Source organism: Marinobacter sediminum (assembly GCF_016820575.1).
Taxonomy (GTDB): Bacteria; Pseudomonadota; Gammaproteobacteria; order Pseudomonadales; family Oleiphilaceae; genus Marinobacter; species Marinobacter sediminum.
Genome location: NZ_JAEMQH010000002.1, coordinates 1,406,394 through 1,424,722, shown reverse-complemented (window position 1 = coordinate 1,424,722; position 18,329 = coordinate 1,406,394). Strand labels below are relative to the sequence as shown.

Annotated in this window: 16 protein-coding genes; all 16 read left to right on the top strand. The window is 58.6% G+C overall.

What is annotated here, in order from left to right:
- The first annotated feature begins 12 nt into the window (after positions 1-12).
- The 16 genes from dnaE (at position 13) to FGO67_RS13240 (ending at position 18,287) form a co-directional block, all read left to right on the top strand.
- Positions 13-3,495, top strand: a complete 3,483-nt coding sequence (gene dnaE / locus FGO67_RS13315) for a DNA polymerase III subunit alpha (RefSeq protein WP_203301115.1) — start codon at positions 13-15, stop codon at positions 3,493-3,495.
- Positions 3,496-3,673: 178 nt separating this feature from the next.
- Positions 3,674-4,627, top strand: a complete 954-nt coding sequence (gene accA, locus FGO67_RS13310; protein ID WP_041342683.1) for an acetyl-CoA carboxylase carboxyl transferase subunit alpha — start codon at positions 3,674-3,676, stop codon at positions 4,625-4,627.
- The gene (tilS, locus tag FGO67_RS13305) at positions 4,611-5,975 is read left to right on the top strand and encodes a tRNA lysidine(34) synthetase TilS (protein ID WP_203301114.1); all 1,365 of its coding nucleotides are present in this window, start codon (positions 4,611-4,613) and stop codon (positions 5,973-5,975) included. Before accA ends, tilS begins: the two co-directional genes overlap by 17 nt.
- Before the next feature lie 87 nt (positions 5,976-6,062).
- Positions 6,063-7,691: a CTP synthase gene (locus FGO67_RS13300; RefSeq protein ID WP_203301113.1), complete on the top strand. Its 1,629-nt coding sequence runs from the start codon at positions 6,063-6,065 to the stop codon at positions 7,689-7,691.
- A gap of 2 nt (positions 7,692-7,693) precedes the next feature.
- The gene (gene kdsA / locus FGO67_RS13295) at positions 7,694-8,539 is read left to right on the top strand and encodes a 3-deoxy-8-phosphooctulonate synthase (protein WP_203301112.1); all 846 of its coding nucleotides are present in this window, start codon (positions 7,694-7,696) and stop codon (positions 8,537-8,539) included.
- Between the two features lie 61 nt (positions 8,540-8,600).
- Positions 8,601-9,896, top strand: coding sequence for a phosphopyruvate hydratase (gene eno, locus FGO67_RS13290; protein WP_203301111.1), 1,296 nt, complete (start codon positions 8,601-8,603; stop codon positions 9,894-9,896).
- 201 nt (positions 9,897-10,097) lie between these two features.
- On the top strand, positions 10,098-10,370 hold the full coding sequence (locus FGO67_RS13285; RefSeq protein ID WP_203301110.1) for a septum formation initiator family protein: 273 nt from the start codon (positions 10,098-10,100) through the stop codon (positions 10,368-10,370).
- 150 nt (positions 10,371-10,520) lie between these two features.
- A complete protein-coding gene (gene ispD / locus FGO67_RS13280; RefSeq protein ID WP_203301109.1) occupies positions 10,521-11,222 on the top strand; it encodes a 2-C-methyl-D-erythritol 4-phosphate cytidylyltransferase in 702 nt (233 codons plus the stop codon).
- Between the two features lie 25 nt (positions 11,223-11,247).
- Complete coding sequence (ispF, locus tag FGO67_RS13275; protein WP_203301108.1) at positions 11,248-11,727, top strand: 2-C-methyl-D-erythritol 2,4-cyclodiphosphate synthase; 480 nt, start codon at positions 11,248-11,250, stop codon at positions 11,725-11,727.
- The gene (gene truD / locus FGO67_RS13270; protein WP_203301107.1) at positions 11,724-12,824 is read left to right on the top strand and encodes a tRNA pseudouridine(13) synthase TruD; all 1,101 of its coding nucleotides are present in this window, start codon (positions 11,724-11,726) and stop codon (positions 12,822-12,824) included. The genes ispF and truD overlap by 4 nt, the downstream gene beginning before the upstream one ends.
- A gap of 11 nt (positions 12,825-12,835) precedes the next feature.
- The gene (gene surE, locus FGO67_RS13265; protein WP_203301106.1) at positions 12,836-13,606 is read left to right on the top strand and encodes a 5'/3'-nucleotidase SurE; all 771 of its coding nucleotides are present in this window, start codon (positions 12,836-12,838) and stop codon (positions 13,604-13,606) included.
- A complete protein-coding gene (locus FGO67_RS13260) occupies positions 13,603-14,259 on the top strand; it encodes a protein-L-isoaspartate(D-aspartate) O-methyltransferase (protein WP_203301105.1) in 657 nt (218 codons plus the stop codon). The genes surE and FGO67_RS13260 overlap by 4 nt, the downstream gene beginning before the upstream one ends.
- Complete coding sequence (locus FGO67_RS13255; RefSeq protein ID WP_476738612.1) at positions 14,256-15,224, top strand: polyprenyl-phosphate transporter; 969 nt, start codon at positions 14,256-14,258, stop codon at positions 15,222-15,224. Before FGO67_RS13260 ends, FGO67_RS13255 begins: the two co-directional genes overlap by 4 nt.
- 316 nt (positions 15,225-15,540) lie before the next feature.
- On the top strand, positions 15,541-16,317 hold the full coding sequence (locus tag FGO67_RS17310) for a peptidoglycan DD-metalloendopeptidase family protein (protein ID WP_338039570.1): 777 nt from the start codon (positions 15,541-15,543) through the stop codon (positions 16,315-16,317).
- Between the two features lie 197 nt (positions 16,318-16,514).
- On the top strand, positions 16,515-17,510 hold the full coding sequence (gene rpoS, locus FGO67_RS13245) for an RNA polymerase sigma factor RpoS (protein WP_203301103.1): 996 nt from the start codon (positions 16,515-16,517) through the stop codon (positions 17,508-17,510).
- Positions 17,511-17,711: 201 nt separating this feature from the next.
- Positions 17,712-18,287, top strand: coding sequence for a chalcone isomerase family protein (locus FGO67_RS13240; RefSeq protein WP_203301102.1), 576 nt, complete (start codon positions 17,712-17,714; stop codon positions 18,285-18,287).
- Positions 18,288-18,329 lie beyond the last annotated feature (42 nt).

Sequence of the window (18,329 nt, the reverse complement as noted above, 5' to 3'; positions counted from 1 at the left end):
TTGCCCGACGTTATGGCGCAGACTTTTGTACACCTCCGCGTGCACTCCGAATACTCCATGGTCGACGGACTGGTCCGGGTCAAACCCCTGATCGGTCGTGTGGCCGAACTGGGCATGCCCGCGGTCGGCCTTACCGACCAGTCCAACATGTGCTCGCTGGTTCGCTTCTACAAGGCCGCAACCGGCGCCGGGGTCAAGCCCATCATGGGGGCGGACCTCTGGCTGGAAAATCCCGATGAACCGAACAACCCCTTCCGGCTGACACTGCTGGCCCGGAATAATGACGGTTACCTGAATCTGACCGAAATCATATCCCTCGGGTACACCGAAGGTCAGCGTTTCGGCAAGCCCATCATCCAGCGCAAATGGCTGGAAGAGCGCCCTGATGGTTTGATCATGCTGTCCGGCGCCAAGATGGGCGACATCGGCAAGGCCCTGATGGCCGAGAAGCCGGAGCTGGCCCGCGAGCGAGCGGCCTATTGGATGAAGCTGTACCCGGGTGCCTGTTACCTGGAGTTGCAACGAACCGGCCGGGACGGCGACGAAGACTGCCTGCATCTGAGTGTCGAACTGGCTCAGGAACTGGGCCTGCCGGTGGTAGCCACCAACGACGTGCACTTCCTCACGGCTGAGGATTTCGAAGCCCACGAAGCCCGGGTTTGCATCGGGGAGAGCCGGACTCTGGATGATCCGCGTCGGGATCGCCGGTTCAGCGATCAGCAGTACCTGCGCAGTGCCGAGGACATGATCGAGCTGTTCTCCGACATCCCCGAGGCCATTGAGAACACCGTGGAGATCGCCCGCCGGTGCTCGGTGAAGGTGCGCATGGGTGAGTACTTCCTGCCGAACTATCCCATCCCCGACGGGATGACCATGGACGACTACTTCCGCAAAGTCTCCGAAGAAGGTCTGGAGGAGCGGCTTGCCAAGACCCTGAGCAAGGACGATCCGGAGTACGATGAGAAGCGGGCCGCCTACTACAAGCGCCTGAACTTCGAGCTGGATATCATCATCCAGATGGGGTTCCCGGGTTACTTCCTGATCGTGATGGACTTCATCAAGTGGGCCAAGAACAACGGCGTGCCGGTTGGGCCGGGCCGAGGTTCCGGTGCCGGTTCGCTGGTGGCTTACGCCCAGTTGATCACTGATCTCGACCCATTGGAATACGACCTGCTGTTCGAGCGATTCCTGAACCCGGAACGGGTATCCATGCCCGACTTCGACGTCGACTTCTGCATGGAAGGCCGGGACCGGGTCATTGAATACACGGCCCAGAAGTACGGCCGGGAAGCGGTCTCCCAGATCATCACCTTCGGCACCATGGCGGCCAAGGCGGTGGTGCGCGATGTGGCGCGGGTGCAGGGCAAGTCTTACGGCCTGGCGGATAAACTGTCCAAGCTAATCCCGTTTGAGCCGGGCATGACCCTGGAAAAGGCGATAGAGCAGGAGCCCCAGCTGAAAGAGTTCCTCGAGCAGGACGAGGAAGCCCAGGAAATCTGGGAGATGGCGCTCAAGCTCGAGGGTATCTGCCGGAACGCCGGTAAGCACGCCGGCGGCGTGGTGATCGCACCCACCAAGATCACCGATTTCTCGCCGCTGTACTGCGATGACGAGGGCGGCAGCCTGGTTACCCAGTTCGACAAGGGCGACGTGGAAGACGCCGGCCTGGTCAAGTTCGACTTCCTGGGCCTGCGTACGCTGACAATCATCAAGTGGGCCCTGAACATGATCAACCCGCGCCGGCAACAGCGTGGGCTGACGGAGCTGGATATCAACGAGATTCCCCTCGACGATGTTCCCTCCTTCGACATGCTCAAGAAGGCCGAGACCACTGCGGTATTCCAGCTGGAATCCCGAGGGATGAAAGACCTGATCCGGCGCCTGCAGCCGGACTCCCTGGAAGACATGATCGCCCTGGTGGCCCTGTTCCGTCCGGGTCCGCTGCAGTCGGGCATGGTTGATGACTTCATCGACCGGAAGCATGGTCGCCAGCCTATGTCCTTCCCGCATCCGGATTACCAGTACGAAGGCCTGAAACCGGTGCTTGAGCCCACTTATGGGGTCATCCTGTACCAGGAGCAGGTCATGCAGATTGCCCAGGTGATGGCGGGGTACAGCCTGGGTAACGCCGACATGCTGCGTCGTGCCATGGGTAAGAAAAAACCCGAGGAAATGGCCAAGCAGAAAGAGTTCTTTCTTGAGGGCTGTAAACAGAATGGCATTGATGCCACCCTCGCGGAGAACATCTTCGACCTGGTTGAGAAGTTCGCCGGTTACGGTTTCAACAAATCTCACTCCGCCGCCTACGCCCTGGTGTCCTACCAGACCCTGTGGCTGAAAGCCCATTACCCGGCCGAATTCATGGCTGCGGTACTTACCGCCGATATGCAGAACACCGACAAGGTGGTCACGCTGGTGGAAGAGTGCCGAAACATGAAGCTGGACCTGCTGGTCCCGGACGTCAGCCGCTCGGATTTCACCTTTACGGTGAACGACGAGGGCCAGATCGTTTACGGCCTGGGCGCCATTAAGGGCCTGGGTGAAGGGCCGATCCAGAGCGTGGTTGAAGGCCGCGGTGACGGCGAGCCTTACCAGGACATCTTCGATTTCTGCCGTCGCATTGATCTGAAAAAGGTCAACAAGCGGGCCATGGAAGCACTGATCCGCTCCGGCGCCATGGACAAACTAGGCGCCAGCCGGGCCCAGTTGATGGCCAGTATCGACAAGGCCGTTCAGCAGGCCGGCCAACAGTCCCGGAACGAATCCGTGGGCATGACCGATATGTTCGGCGAGATGCTGGAGGGTGGTGAAGGCGAAGATGTTTACGCCGACGTTGCCGGTGTCCGGGAATGGCCCGAAAAGCAGCGGCTGAAAGGGGAAAAAGACACCCTGGGCCTGTATCTTACCGGGCACCCGTTTGACGAATACGAGAAAGAGGTGCGCCGTTTCGTGCGCTCCTCCATTGCTGACCTCAAGCCTAACAAGTCACCGCAGCGAGTGGCGGGGCTGGTGGTGGCCCAGCGCACCATGAAGACCCGGACGGGTTCCACCATGTGCTTCATCACGCTGGATGACCGGAGCGCCCGCATCGAGGCTACCCTGTTCTCGGAGGCCTTTTTCGAGAACCGCGAATTGCTGCAGTCGGATCAGGTGATCGTGGTGGAAGGGCAGGTCAGCCACGACGATTACTCCGGGCAGATGAAAATGCGGGTGAGTTCGGTGATGGACGTGGGCAGTGCACGTCAGCAGTTCAGCCGGGGGTTGAAGCTGGCCTTGCGTTCGGATCAGCTGCAGAACGGCTTGCTGGAGAAGCTGGACAGCACCCTGAGGCCGTTCCGCTGTGAAGGCAGCCCGGTCTGGATCGAATACAGCAGCGACGAGGCCAAGACCCGTATCGAGCTGGGTGATTCCTGGCGTGTGCAGCCAGACGATAACCTGTTGCTGGAGCTTCGGTACCTGGTGGGCGACCACTCTGTGGAACTGGTCTATGATTGAATGAGTCCGGCAAGGTTCTGGGCGCTGATACGGCTGACATATTGATAAATTACGGTTTTGTCAGAATGCGGACTCATACCAATGTCCGCTTTAGCCGTGTTGCGGGCGCTGCTATCTTTGTCCCAAATTCTGGTTTGGCGGAGTGTTTCTCCACCTGGCAATCAAATGATGGAACATCATGAACCCTAATTATCTGGATTTCGAACAGCCCATTGCCGACCTGGAAGCCAAGATTGAAGAGCTTCGCATGGTCGGCAACGACACCGACATTAACATCAGCGATGAGATCACCCGGCTGAAGAAGAAGAGCGTCAGCCTGACCGAGAGTATTTTCTCGGATCTCAAGCCGTGGGACGTTGCGCGTCTGGCACGCCATCCGCGCCGACCCTATACCCTTGATTACATCGAATCGATGTTCGAGGATTTTGACGAGCTGCACGGCGATCGTCGCTACGCTGACGATCTGGCCATCGTGGGCGGCACCGCCCGCCTGGACGATAAGCCGGTCATGGTGATCGGTCATCAGAAAGGCCGGGAAGTGCGGGACAAGGTCAAGCGCAATTTCGGCATGCCGCGACCGGAAGGCTACCGTAAGGCCCTGCGCCTGATGGAAATGGCCGAGCGGTTCAATATGCCAATCCTCACTTTCATCGACACTCCGGGTGCCTATCCTGGCATCGGTGCCGAAGAGCGTGGGCAGAGTGAAGCCATTGCGTTCAACCTGGCGGTGATGTCACGGCTGAAAACTCCGATCATCTCCACCGTCATTGGCGAGGGTGGCTCTGGTGGCGCCCTGGCTATTGGTGTGTGCGATCAGCTGAACATGCTGCAGTACTCCACCTACGCTGTCATTTCACCGGAAGGTTGTGCCTCCATTCTCTGGAAGAGTGCCGAGTTTGCCGCCCAGGCTGCAGAAGCCATGGGTGTAACGGCTGACCGGCTCAAGGACCTGGGGCTGGCGGACAACGTCATCCAGGAGCCCTTGGGTGGTGCACACCGGAATCCGGACAAGATGGCGCAATCCCTGAAAGACATTCTGGCCAAGGGCGTGTCTGAGCTGTCCCGCCTGCCCAAGGACGAACTGGTCGCACGCCGCTATGAGCGGCTGACCCGCTATGACACCGGGCGCTAAGCCCGAGAACGGCGTTGCCTGGCCGGACGCCCTGTGTGCTCCGGTCAGGTCACTTCCCGAACACGCCCGCCTGTGGGTCGCCGTCAGTGGTGGCCTGGATTCCGTCTTGCTGCTCCATGTGGTCGCCCATTGCCACGCTGCCCGGGTTCCGGTTGGCGCTATCCACGTTAATCACCAGTTGCAATCAAATGCCAGTGACAGCGAAGCCCTGTGCCGTGGGTTGTGCGATCGGCTGGGCGTGCATTTTGTCTCCCGTCGGGTGTCGGTGCAGACCGACAAGGTAAGTGGCGAGAGTGGTGATGTAGGCGGTATTGAAGAAGCTGCGCGCAAGGCGCGCTATTCGGTGTTTGAGCAGGTTCTGGAACCGGGCGACCTGTTGCTGATGGCACATCACGCTGACGACCAGGCGGAAACGGTTTTGTTTCGGCTGTTACGTGGCAGCGGCGTTGCCGGATTGGCCGGTATGCCCCGCAGCCGGGCGCTGGGTGCCGGTCAGCTAGTCCGACCCTGGCTGGATCTGGAGCGGGCAGAGCTTGAGCGTTGGGCGCGCCAGGTGTCACTCGATTGGGTGGACGATCCGAGCAATACCGATCAGGGCTACGATCGCAATTACCTTCGCCACAGCATGCTGCCGGGCCTGAAAGCCCGCTGGCCGAATCTGAGCCAGAGGCTTCGGCACAGTGCCGGCGCCTGCGCGGATAGTGCGTTTCTGAATGACCGGCTGGCGGAACTCCAGTGCGCCGAGGTGGCTGATGCCGGGGGTCGCTTGTCGGTGCCAGCTTTGCGGGCGCTGACGGTGGCTGAACAGACCAATCTGGTGCGCTGGTGGATTGGCCGGCAGGGTTTTGAGCCGCCTGCGATCTCGGGCTGGCAGCAGGTGCTGCATGAGTTGCTGGAAGCCGGTCCAGACCGTGAGCCCGAGTTGCGGGGTGAGGGTTTCAGCTTGCGTCGGTTTCAGGGCCGGATTCACCTGGTGCCGGAGCAAGGGGAAAATCCGGTTTCGCCTCAGGAGATATTGTCTGGGCAATCCATAGTGTGGGGAGGCTGGACGCTTGCCCTGGAGTCCGCCGCTAACCCGGAATCGGTGTTGCCGCCAATACGGGTATCTACGAGGCAAGGGGGTGAACGCATCCGGATGCACCTGGACGGGCACTCGAAATCCCTGAAAAACTGGCTCCAGGAACAGGCTGTTCCGCCCTGGGAGCGGGCCCGTCTTCCGTTGGTTTTTGCGGGTTCAGGGGATGATGCCGAGCTCATTGCCGTAGGCGATCTGTGGTGTTCGGGCCAATACTCGGGAAGCGCTCCTGCCGCTGGCTGGCGGCTCATCGTGAAGCGGGAAGGTGATTGAGTCAGTGGGGGGTTTCTGGTAGTCTGGCGTCCCATCTTGAGATGACAATCTCCCTCCTTCACCGAACCAGACAATCATGGAATCTGCATGACGCGTTATATTTTCGTCACCGGCGGTGTCGTGTCCTCCTTGGGGAAAGGTATCGCATCAGCCTCACTGGCTGCGATCCTCGAGGCACGCGGCCTGAAGGTCACTATTCTCAAGCTGGACCCGTACATCAACGTGGACCCCGGCACCATGAGCCCGTTCCAGCACGGTGAGGTATTTGTCACCGACGACGGCGCGGAAACGGACCTGGACCTGGGACACTACGAGCGGTTTATCCGCACGCCCATGACCCGTCGCAACAACTTCACCACCGGTCGCGTCTACGAAGAAGTCATTCGTAAAGAACGCCGTGGCGATTATCTCGGCGGTACCGTGCAGGTCATTCCTCACATCACCGACGAGATCAAGCGTCGTGTGGTCGAAGGCGCTGCCGGTGCCGATGTGGCCCTGATCGAAGTAGGCGGGACCGTGGGTGACATCGAATCTCTGCCGTTCCTCGAAGCCTGCCGTCAGCTGAAGGTGGAAGTCGGTGCCCAGCGTGCGCTGTTCATGCACCTGACCCTGGTGCCCTACATCGCCACCGCCGGTGAGATCAAAACCAAGCCGACCCAGCATTCCGTCAAGGAAATGCGCTCCATCGGCTTGCAGCCGGACATTCTCCTGTGCCGTTCCGAGCACGAGGTGGATGCCAGCTCCCGTCGTAAGATCGCCCTGTTTACCAACGTGGAAGAGCGTGCAGTTATCCCGCTGCAGGACGCCAAGTCCATTTACGCCATTCCGCGTATGCTGCACGAGCACGGTCTGGACCAGCTGGTCATCGAGCGCTTTAACCTGGATGCCCGCGCCGCCAACCTGAGCGAGTGGGACAACGTTGTCGAATCCTTGCTGAATCCGGAGGGCGAGGTAACCATCGCCATGGTCGGCAAGTACATGGAGCTGCTCGACGCTTACAAGTCGTTGATCGAATCCCTGCTTCACGCCGGCATCAAGACTCGCACCAAGGTCAATATCAACTACATCGATTCCGAAGACATCGAGCGGGACGGCACCGGCGCACTCGAGAGTGCCGACGCGATTCTGGTGCCCGGTGGCTTTGGCGAGCGCGGTGTCGAAGGCAAGATCCGTACAGTGCAGTTCGCCCGTGAGAACCGGGTGCCGTATCTGGGCATCTGCCTGGGTATGCAGGTGGCCGTTATCGAATACGCGCGCAATGTTGCGGGCCTGAAGGATGCGCACAGCACCGAGTTCCGCGCCCATACTCCGGAGCCGGTTGTTGGTCTGATCACCGAATGGCTGGACGCCAGCGGCGAGAAGGAAGAGCGTACCGACGATTCTGACCTGGGTGGCACCATGCGCCTGGGTGCCCAGGATTGCGTGCTGACCGAAGGCAGCACCATCGCCAATTGCTATGGCCGCAAGACCATTCGCGAGCGTCATCGTCATCGCTACGAAGTGAACAACCATTTCCTGCCCAAGCTCAAGGAAGCGGGCCTGCGGATTTCCGGCAAGTCCTCCGATGACAAGCTGGTGGAAGTGGTGGAAGTGGCTGACCATCCCTGGTTTGTGGCGTGTCAGTTCCACCCCGAGTTCACCTCGACGCCTCGTGACGGCCATCCGTTGTTCAAGGGCTTTGTTTCAGCGGCACTGGCTCGCAAACAGGGAGACTGATCATGGCGCGGCACACTGTGAACGTTTCGGATATCGAAGTTGCCAACGATCGTCCGTTCGTGCTGTTTGGCGGCATGAATGTGTTGGAATCCCGGGAGCTGGCCTTTGAAGTGGCCGAGGCCTACGTTGAAGCTTGTGGCAAGCTGGGAATTCCTTATGTCTTCAAGGCATCGTTCGACAAGGCCAACCGGTCGTCGGTGAATTCGTTCCGTGGTCCCGGTCTGGATGAGGGCCTGCAGATTCTGGCCGACATCAAGAGCAAGTTCGGTGTGCCGATCATTTCTGATGTCCACGAGCCTGCCCAGGCTGCACCGGCAGCAGAAGTGTGTGACGTTATCCAGTTGCCGGCTTTCCTGAGCCGACAGACCGATCTGGTAGTCGCCATGGCGAAAACCGGCGCGGTTATTAATATCAAGAAAGCCCAGTTCCTGGCGCCCCAGGAAATGAAGCACATCATCACCAAGTGTGAGGAAGCCGGTAACGACAAGCTGATCCTGTGCGAGCGGGGCAGCAGCTTCGGCTACAACAACCTGGTGGTCGACATGCTGGGCTTCGGCATCATGAAGCAGATGGATGTACCGGTGCTCTTTGACGTGACCCACGCCCTGCAGATGCCGGGCGGTCGTGCGGACTCCGCCGGTGGCCGTCGCGCCCAGGTGACGGATCTGGCGCTTGCCGGCATGTCCCAGGGGCTGGCCGGATTGTTTCTGGAGGCTCATCCGGATCCGGACCAGGCCAAATGCGACGGCCCCTGTGCCCTGCGTCTGAGCCAGCTGGAACCGTTTCTGGCACGGGTCAAGGCCGTGGATGACCTCGTCAAAAGCTTTAAACCTATCGACACCGCCTGATTGGCGGTGTTCTTCGTTTCGTCCCTCTTTGATTACCTGAAAACTTTGGAGATGCATCACAATGACCAAGATTGCCAACATCAAGGCGCGCGAAGTGCTCGACTCCCGCGGCAACCCGACCGTTGAAGCCGACGTAATCCTCGAAGATGGCACCCTGGGCCGCGCCTGTGCGCCTTCCGGTGCCTCTACCGGGTCCCGCGAAGCGCTGGAACTGCGTGACCAGGACGCCTCCCGTTACCTGGGTAAGGGTGTTCGCAAGGCGGTTGATGCGGTAAACAGCAAGATTCGTGATGCCCTTTTGGGTAAGGATGCTGCGGACCAGCGTGGCCTCGATAACCTGATGCTGGAACTTGATGGCACCGACAACAAGGCCAATCTTGGCGCCAACGCCATCCTGGCTGTATCCCTGGCAGCCGCCAAGGCTGCAGCCGAGTCTCTGGGCAAGCCTCTGTACGCCCACATTGCCGACCTGAACGGCACCTCTGGCAAGTTCAGCATGCCGGTCCCGATGATGAACATCCTCAACGGTGGCGAGCACGCCGACAACAACGTTGATATCCAGGAATTCATGGTGCAGCCAGTGGCCGCCAAGAGCTTCGCTGAAGCACTGCGCATCGGTGCTGAAATCTTCCACAGCCTGAAGAAGGTGCTCAAGGCCCAGGGCCTGAACACTGCCGTGGGTGATGAAGGTGGTTTTGCTCCGAACCTGCCGTCCAACGAAGCTGCTCTGGCAGTTATCAAGGAAGCGGTTGAGAAGGCCGGCTACGCGCTGGGCACCGACGTAACCCTGGCTCTGGACTGTGCGTCGTCCGAGTTCTATAAGGACGGTCAGTACCAGTTGTCCGGCGAGGGCAAGAGCTTCGATTCTGCAGGTTTCGCCGATTACCTGGCTGGCCTGTGCGAGCGCTTCCCGATTGTGTCCATCGAAGACGGCATGGACGAAAGCGACTGGGACGGCTGGAAAGTGCTGACTGATAAGCTGGGCAGCAAGGTGCAGCTGGTGGGCGACGATCTGTTTGTGACCAACACCCGCATCCTCAAGGAAGGCATTGAGAAGAGCGTGGGTAACTCCATCCTGATCAAGTTCAACCAGATTGGTAGCCTGAGTGAAACCCTGGATGCCATCAAGATGGCACAGGATGCCGGCTACACCGCCGTTATCTCGCATCGCTCTGGCGAAACCGAGGACACCACTATTGCCGATCTCGCGGTTGCGACCTGTGCCGGCCAGATCAAGACCGGCTCACTGTGCCGTTCTGATCGCGTTGCCAAGTACAACCAGCTGCTGCGTATCGAAGAAGAGCTTGAAGGCAAGGCACCGTACCGTGGTCTGAGCGAAATCAAGGGCCAGGGCTGAAGCCCATCCTTCCATTTTGAACCACAATCTTTATGATTGTGGCCACAAAGTGATTAAGGCCATCCCGCTCTGGAAGAAAATCCAGGCGAGATGGCCTTTTTACACAAGCGGTTAGAAGAAGTTGTTGTTAATCTACTCCAAGGTCTATACTCGGCAAACGTCGTTTACTTTTTAATCGGTTAATCCGGAACGGGCTCGGCAATGAAGTTGCTCTGGACCACAATGATTGTGCTGATACTCCTGCTGCAGGTGCGCCTGTGGGTCGGGGAGGGCAGCTTTGCGCAGGTCTGGGCGCTGGAAAAGTCTATTGCTGAGCAGCGTGAGGAGAACTCCGACCTGGCGACCCGTAACGAGCGTCTCTACGCGGAGGTTCGTAACCTGCGTAATGAGCAGAGCGCGGTGGAGGAAAGAGCCAGAATGAACCTTGGTTTGATTCGCGAAGACGAAACCTTCTTTCTTGTCGTAGAGAACTAAGCTCCTTCTTCGGAGTATAGATCGACGAGGCTACCTTTCCCGGGAACCGCTACGAGCACATCCATGTGCGCTTGACTGTGGCCATCCATGGCCGCAGACATTCCCGGAAAAGGCAGCCTCGCCGATCTTCCGACCTTGTACGGGCGCCCCATGACTGAATCCAACCTCTGGCTTATTGTTCCTGCTGCTGGGATTGGCCAGCGAATGCAGGCTGAATGCCCCAAGCAGTACCTTCGTATTGATTCCCGTTTTATTCTCGATATCACCCTCTCACGTGTGCTGAATGCTGCCCAATTTGCCGGCTGTATGGTTCCCTTGAATCCCACGGACCACTGGTGGCCGACTACCGAGTCCAGTCAGGATGAGCGTATTCAGACGTGCCTGGGCGGTGCCGAGCGCGCGGATTCGGTGTTGGCGGCGCTGCGTGCGTTGGCTGGCCAGGCTGGGGACGATGACTGGGTTCTGGTGCACGATGCGGCGCGGCCGTGCGTGCATGGTGAGGATCTGAGCAGGCTTATCGACACCCTGTCCGACCACCCGGTTGGCGGACTGTTGGCGGCGCCGGTTGCGGACACGCTGAAGAAAGCGGGCCCGGGTGAGAATCCGGAAGTTCAGGAGACCGTGGACCGGCGCCCGCTGTGGCGGGCGCTAACACCGCAGATGTTTCGCTATTCGTCGCTGGTGGCTGCGCTCGAAAAAGCCCTGGAGGCTGGGTTACCGATCACGGATGAGTCCTCTGCCATGGAGTTTTCCGGTACCATGCCGGTACTGGTTGAAGGCCGGCCTGACAACATCAAGGTCACGGTTCCTGCGGATCTGGATCTTGCTGGTTTTATTCTCAGCCGTTTCTGAATTTTCTCGTTTCCCGGAGTAGGTTATGCGTATTGGTCAGGGCTTTGACGTCCACGCCTTTGGTCCAGGCGATTCAGTTATTCTTGGCGGGGTGTCTATTCCCCACAGTCAGGGGCTGAAGGCGCACTCGGATGGCGACGTGCTTCTGCACGCGCTGGCGGATGCCCTGCTGGGTGCCGTTGCTCTGGGGGATATCGGGCACCTGTTTCCGGACACCAGCGACGAATGGGCCGGCGCCGACAGTCGCGATCTGTTGCGCCGTGTCATGCAGAGGGTGCGGGAAGAGGGCTATGGTGTGATCAATATCGACAGCACCATCATCGCCCAAGCGCCAAAAATGGCGCCGCACATCGAGGCTATGCGCCTGAACATCGCTGAGGATCTCGGTATTCCGGCGAGTCGTGTGAGTGTGAAAGCCACCACCACCGAAAAGCTGGGCTTCACTGGCCGCGGTGAGGGTATTGCTTGCCAGGCCGCGTGTCTGCTGGAGCCAGTGTCCTCGTGAGTAACAACGACGAATCCACGAGTCGCTGGCGTCTGGATTGGCCGACCTCTGCTGGTGGACGAATCGCCCGGGGTCAGTTGAAATCCTGTCCTGAAGACTTCCAGGTGGATGAGGATCTGCAGGGAGTACCCCCAGAGGCGTCGCCCGAAGACATTTCCGGGGACGGTGAGCATCTGTATCTGCGGCTTCGCAAAACCGGCGACAACACCGAGTTCGTGGCGCGGGACCTGGCCTTGCTTGCCGGCTGTCGGTCGTTTGATGTTGGCTTTTGTGGCCTCAAGGACCGTCATGCGGTGACCAGCCAGTGGTTCAGCCTCTACCGCCCAGGCAAGGCATCAGCAGATTCCGAGTTTATTGCAAGCGTGGCCGAGCGCTGGCAAGTGTTGTCGGCATGTCGCTCCAGCCGCAAGCTGCGTCGCGGTGATCATCAGGGCAACCGGTTTGTCATCGTCCTGCGGGATGTGGTTGGAGCCCGCGACGAGATTGATGAGGCGTTGGATCGGCTAAAAGGGCAGGGGGCGCCCAATTATTTTGGTCCTCAGCGCTTTGGTCATGGTGGTGGCAATCTGGATCAGGCCGCTGCGATGGATCCGTCCGCCATGGACAGCCGGTCCCGTTCTGGTGGCCGCGGTCGCAAAGGCAAAAACCGCGCTGGCAGAGAGGCCTCGAAAAACGTATTGTACTTTTCGGCGGCACGTTCGTGGCTGTTCAATGAGGTGCTTGCCCACCGGGTATCTGAGGGTAGCTGGCTCACGGCAATGGACGGTGAGCCTGGTTTTTCTGAGGGTGACTCGGTACCAACGGGACCGCTATGGGGTGATGGCGGGACTGTTGCCGAAGGGGGACAGGGCGAGTTGGAGCGCCGGGTGGTCGAGCAGGCGCCGGATCTCGTCCGGGTATTCTCGACCACCCGAATGAAACCTGAGCGGCGTGCCCTGGCAGTTTTGCCCGATGAGCTGGCGTGGCACTGGCAGGATGACGGCAGTCTCCAGCTTGAGTTTTCGCTGGCACCCGGCCAGTACGCCACCACACTGCTGAATGATGTATTCGAGCTTGAGGACATGAGCCTCGGCCGCCATAACAAACAACAAGGCTAGCGGAGAACACAGTGCGTATTCTGTTGTCCAACGATGACGGCGTTCACTCACCAGGATTGGTTGCCCTGTTCGAGGGCTTGAAGGGCCTTGGTGATCTGGAAGTCGTGGCTCCGGATAGGGACCATAGCGGGGCCAGTAATTCCCTGACCCTGAACCGGCCGTTAACGGTTGAACAGCATCCCAACGGTTTTCGTTCCGTGGATGGTACTCCCACTGACTCCGTACACCTGGCGGTCAACGGGTTGTTCAGCCAGCCGTTCGATCGGGTTGTCTCGGGGATTAATACCCACGCCAACCTCGGTGACGACATTATCTATTCCGGTACTGTGGCCGCCGCTACCGAGGGCCGTCACCTGGGGCTGCCGGCAATTGCCGTGTCACTGGTGAACAACGGCCATTTCCATTACGAAACCGCTGCGCTTGTAGTGCGCCGTCTGCTCGAGAGCAGACGGCCCTTGGTGCTTGGCCCGCGTTCGATCCTGAATGTGAACGTGCCCGACCTGCCTTGGGAAGAACTGAATGGCTTTCGGGTTACCCGTCTGGGTCGTCGTGAGCGGGCTGAGGGCGCTGTTCCCATGACCTGTCCGCGGGGCAAGGAACGCTTCTGGATTGGCGCCGCCGGCGCCGGTGGGGATGCCGGCCCGGGTACCGATTTTCACGCCGTGCGCGAAGGCTATGTGTCCATCACGCCGGTGCATATCGACATGACCCGACACGACGCACTGGCCTCCCTTCGGGATTGGGTCGAGGGGCTGGGCGATTCCGGGGAGGCCGAAGCATGACCGCTCAACTTCAGGGCATTGGGATGACGTCCCGGCGCACCCGAATGCGCCTTGTGCAGCGTCTTCGAGAGGCCGGCATTGAGTCGGATCGAGTGCTTGATGTCCTCGGCGAAGTTCCCCGCCATATTTTCCTGGATGAGGCGCTTTCTCACCGCGCCTATGAGGATACATCCCTGCCCATCGGCTATGGCCAGACCCTATCCCAACCCTACATTGTGGCCCGTATGACCGAGCTGATGCTGGCGCACGAACCTGAGCGGGTGCTTGAGCTGGGCACCGGTTCCGGCTATCAGACCGCTGTGCTCGCTCGGCTTTTTGATGAAATCTACAGTGTTGAACGAATCAAGCCCTTGCAGGATCGGGCTCGTGACCGGTTGCGCCAGCTTCATGCCCGTAACGTGCTCCTGAAGCACGCGGACGGCGGCATGGGGTGGCCAGACCGTGGTCCGTTCGATGGCATCATTGTCACTGCAGCCCCGGTCGAGATACCTCAGGAGCTGTTAATGCAGCTGCGGGACGGCGGCGTGCTGATCGCCCCTGTGGGAGAGGAAAACCAGATTCTGGTGGAAGTGACCCGCCGGGGCGACCGGTTTGACCACAAGGAACTGGAACCTGTGCATTTCGTACCGCTGCTCGGCGGGGTAGTCCGGTGACCGGCAGCGACCAAACCAGTTCCGAGGGTGAGCGCCAACACCATCCGGCCGCGGTATTTGTCCGGGGTATGGCCATGGGCGCTGCGGACATAGTGCCCGGTGTATCCGGTGGTACCATTGCCTTTATTACGGGTATTTATTTTCGCCTGCTTGAGGCCATCAACGCGGTGCCCGGTGCGGTCGTGCGTGATCTGTTTCGGGGCCGGGTACAGGCATTCTGGCGAGCCTGTGATGGCACTTTCCTGGTGTGTCTGCTGGCTGGGGTTCTGACCAGTATCCTCACGTTGGCATCCCTGATCAGTTACGTTCTGGTCACGTACCCCATTTTGATCTGGAGTTTCTTTTTCGGGCTGATTGTTGCCTCGGTCTGGCACGTGGGTCGTCAGGTCCGGCAATACAAAGCTTTCCTATGCTTGCCCTTGGTTGCTGGCATTGCAGTGGCGTGGTGGATATCCACCTTATCCGCAGTGCAACCAGCGCCATCGTCCCTGACTTTCCTTCTGGCCGGTGCGCTGGCCATCTGTGCAATGATTTTGCCGGGCATTTCCGGGAGCTTCATCCTGGTCATTATTGGCATGTACGCACCGGTTCTAGAGGCCATCCAGTCCGCCAATATCACGCTGCTGGCGTTGTTCCTGGTCGGGTGTGTGCTGGGCCTGCTTTCCATCGCACGGGTAATTACCTGGGCGTTTCATCATTTTCACGATGTAGTCCTGGCTGTGCTTACAGGCTTCATGATTGGGGCGTTGAACAAAGTATGGCCCTGGAAACAGACCCTTAGCTGGCGGTCCAACAGTGCCGGTGAACAGGTGCCGCTGAATGAAGCGAGTGTCAGTCCGTTCACCTTTGCGGATATAACCGGACAGGATCCGCAGGTGGCTTTCGCGTTGCTGGTGGCGCTGGCGGGCTTTTTATTGGTGCTGGCCGTCGAGTGGGGCGGTGGGCGCCATCAACGTAACGGTTAGTGTGCGGTTCACTTTGGAAGAATCTTCAAAGTGTTACCTGATGCACATTTTGACTGTTCCCCCCGGTAACAGATGTGGTCAGTCAGTAACTTGGATTCCAGATTGAATTGTGCAATATATTAGCAAGTTACTCATAAAACTTTAGAAAGTTGTTTGGCACGCCGTATGCGTTATACGGATTATTTATAACTGGGTCGTTTTTATTCTTGTGAGATTTTTTCGTGGGTTAATCAATGCCGCCTGGCCGGCTTCCCCGCGGTTCCCTTCCGGTGCCCAGGCCTCCCGTTGTGCGCCAAAACGTCTCAGCAAGCGGTCAGTGTCGGCGGCCATCCTCCTATTTGTAGCGCTCCTCTCCGGCTGTAACACCTCCGCACTCTACCGTGATGACATTTATAACCCGCCGGTGTACTGGGGGCGTCATGTGGTGCAACCGGGTGAGACGCTTTATGGCATTGCCTGGCGCTATGGCCGTGACTATCGCGAACTGGGTGACGCTAACGGACTGGCACCGCCCTGGAATCTGAAAGCAGGCCAGGTGTTGCGGCTCGACTTACGCGGAACGGTAACATCCAGCAGCCAGACTAAGGTTGCGGCCAGTAAACCAAAGGCCTCGTCGAGCAAACCCCGGGCCTCTGCATCAGCTCGGCCGGCAACCAAGCCGACGGTAACTCGGACACCAAAGAAAGGGGCTCCATTGAAGTCCCAGAGCCAGACGGTGGCCCGCGTAGACTGGCGTTGGCCGCATGTTGGCACCGTAATTGCTGGATATTCATCATCCGGAAAAGTCAACAAAGGTATTGATATTGCCGGGAAAGCCGGAGATGCTGTGAGAGCAGCAGCGCATGGAAATGTGGTCTACGCCGGCAACGGTTTGCTTGGTTATGGCAACCTGATTATCGTGAATCACAATGAGCACTATTTGAGCGCATACGCACACAACCGGAAGATTCTGGTGCAGGAAGGGGAGGACGTTAAAGCCGGTCAAGTGATCGCAGAGCTTGGTAGCAGTGGCACCGAACGACCCATGTTGCATTTTGAAATTCGAAAAAATGGCAACCCGGTTGATCCCTCCCACTACCTCCCAAGACGCTAATGAGCAGACGGCCCGGATGCTGTCGCTCCTGATCCTCCGGCACTGACAGACAAACCACTAAAAACAACAACGGTCACCACTGTGACCGGCCAACCAGCAGATGTCCTGAAGAAGAAAAGAAGCAGTACCAAGAACGTTCGCAATAACAAGAAAGACCGAACGAACATCCAGGATGATTGAGAGGCGGGGCAAGAAAAATGTCAGCAGACCAGGAAGATATGATTGTTGATCGTGTCGTGGACGAGGATGAGTCCGAAGATCAATTGCTTGCAGAAGAGAAGGTGGAGAAAACGTCGGCCGGTAGTGACCGTTCCGATAGCGAAGACATTCCTACCCAGGGGCGTTATTTCACCAGCCAGAAACAGCTGGACGCCACTCAGCTTTACCTCAATGAAATTGGCTTTTCCCCCCTACTGACACCGGAAGAAGAAGTGTATTTCGCCCGGCTGGCACGCAAGGGCGAGGAATCCGGCCGCAAGCGCATGATTGAAAGCAATTTGCGCCTGGTGGTGAAGATTGCGCGGCGCTACGTTAACCGTGGCCTGACGCTGTTGGATCTGATTGAAGAGGGCAACCTCGGGCTGATCAGGGCCGTGGAGAAGTTCGATCCGGAGCGCGGTTTCCGCTTCTCGACCTACGCCACCTGGTGGATCCGACAGACCATTGAGCGGGCCATCATGAACCAGACCCGCACCATTCGCCTGCCGATTCACGTGGTCAAAGAGCTGAACCTGTACCTGCGTGCCGCGCGAGAGCTGACCCAGAAGCTGGATCATGAGCCCTCGGCCGAGGAAATCGCGCGCTTGGTGGATAAGCCGGTCGCCGACGTGAAACGCATGCTCGGACTCAATGAGCGCGTAGCGTCCATGGATACACCGATTGGTACGGGCGGGGAAAAGTCTCTGCTCGACACGGTTGCCGACGAAGGTGCCTCGGACCCGGCCGATCTGCTGCAGGACAACAACATGTGCTCCTGCCTTGAGAAGTGGATTGATCTACTCAGTGATAAACAGCAGGAAGTCCTGTCGCGTCGGTTTGGCCTGCGGGGCTATCCGGTGAGTACGCTGGAAGAGGTTGGACAGGAAATTGGGCTGACCCGGGAGCGGGTCCGGCAGATTCAGGTGGAGGCGTTACGTCGCCTTCGTGAAATTCTGGAAAAAGAAGGCCTGTCCGGAAACCTGCTGTTCAAGTAATCTCTTTTTGATCGTTCTACGTTAAACCGGCTGGGGCAACCCTGCCGGTTTTTACGTTTCAGTATCGCCGCAAATGAGAACCACGTTTCGTAAGACCGCCCTCTGTCGTTGCTAGAATGCGCGGACCGGGCGGGGATAAGGGTGTCGAAACCTGGTGGACGAATGAAACGAATCAATAATAACGATCAAAAGGAAAGGACTATGAAGACGACTCTCTCAACCGGTTTTATGTCGCTGGTCATGGCTGCTGCTCTGTCGGCCCCGGCCTCAGCACTGACCGTGGAAGGTGTGGATGTACCGGACACCTACTCAGCCATGGATACTGAGCTGAAGCTCAACGGCGCGGGTACGCGTTCGAAGTGGTTCATGGATCTGTACGTGGGCGGTCTGTACGTGCCTGAAACCATTAATGATGGCCAGGCCATCATTAAAGCCGACGAGCCCCAGGCCATCACCCTGCACATCATCTCCGGTATGATCACCAGTGAGCGGATGACAGAAGCTACCCTGGAAGGCTTCAAAGCCTCCACTGAGGGCGACATGGCGGCGATCCAGAACGACGTCAATCAGTTCATGGGCGTGTTCCAGGAAGAGATCAAGGAAGGTGATGTCTTTGATCTGGTGTACCTGCCTGGTGAGGGCGTAAAAGTGCTGAAGAATGGCAAGCACAAGGACACCTTGGGTGGCCTGGCGTTCAAGAAAGCGCTGTTTGGCATCTGGCTGTCTGATAAGCCTGCCCAGCAGGATTTGAAAGAAAAGATGTTGGGCCAGCGGTAAACATCGCTGTCTTAGTAAAAAGCCGGCTCTGAGTGCCGGCTT

Excerpts from the sequence above, each read along its gene's own strand:
- kdsA (WP_203301112.1), top strand. The coding sequence starts at position 7,694 with ATGGCGCGGCACACTGTGAACGTTTCGGATATCGAAGTTGCCAACGAT.
- FGO67_RS13300 (WP_203301113.1), top strand. The coding sequence starts at position 6,063 with ATGACGCGTTATATTTTCGTCACCGGCGGTGTCGTGTCCTCCTTGGGG.
- ispD (WP_203301109.1), top strand. The coding sequence starts at position 10,521 with ATGACTGAATCCAACCTCTGGCTTATTGTTCCTGCTGCTGGGATTGGC.
- dnaE (WP_203301115.1), top strand. The coding sequence starts at position 13 with ATGGCGCAGACTTTTGTACACCTCCGCGTGCACTCCGAATACTCCATG.
- FGO67_RS13260 (WP_203301105.1), top strand. The coding sequence starts at position 13,603 with ATGACCGCTCAACTTCAGGGCATTGGGATGACGTCCCGGCGCACCCGA.
- FGO67_RS13285 (WP_203301110.1), top strand. The coding sequence starts at position 10,098 with ATGAAGTTGCTCTGGACCACAATGATTGTGCTGATACTCCTGCTGCAG.
- ispF (WP_203301108.1), top strand. The coding sequence starts at position 11,248 with ATGCGTATTGGTCAGGGCTTTGACGTCCACGCCTTTGGTCCAGGCGAT.
- eno (WP_203301111.1), top strand. The coding sequence starts at position 8,601 with ATGACCAAGATTGCCAACATCAAGGCGCGCGAAGTGCTCGACTCCCGC.
- accA (WP_041342683.1), top strand. The coding sequence starts at position 3,674 with ATGAACCCTAATTATCTGGATTTCGAACAGCCCATTGCCGACCTGGAA.
- tilS (WP_203301114.1), top strand. The coding sequence starts at position 4,611 with ATGACACCGGGCGCTAAGCCCGAGAACGGCGTTGCCTGGCCGGACGCC.
- rpoS (WP_203301103.1), top strand. The coding sequence starts at position 16,515 with ATGTCAGCAGACCAGGAAGATATGATTGTTGATCGTGTCGTGGACGAG.
- FGO67_RS13240 (WP_203301102.1), top strand. The coding sequence starts at position 17,712 with ATGAAGACGACTCTCTCAACCGGTTTTATGTCGCTGGTCATGGCTGCT.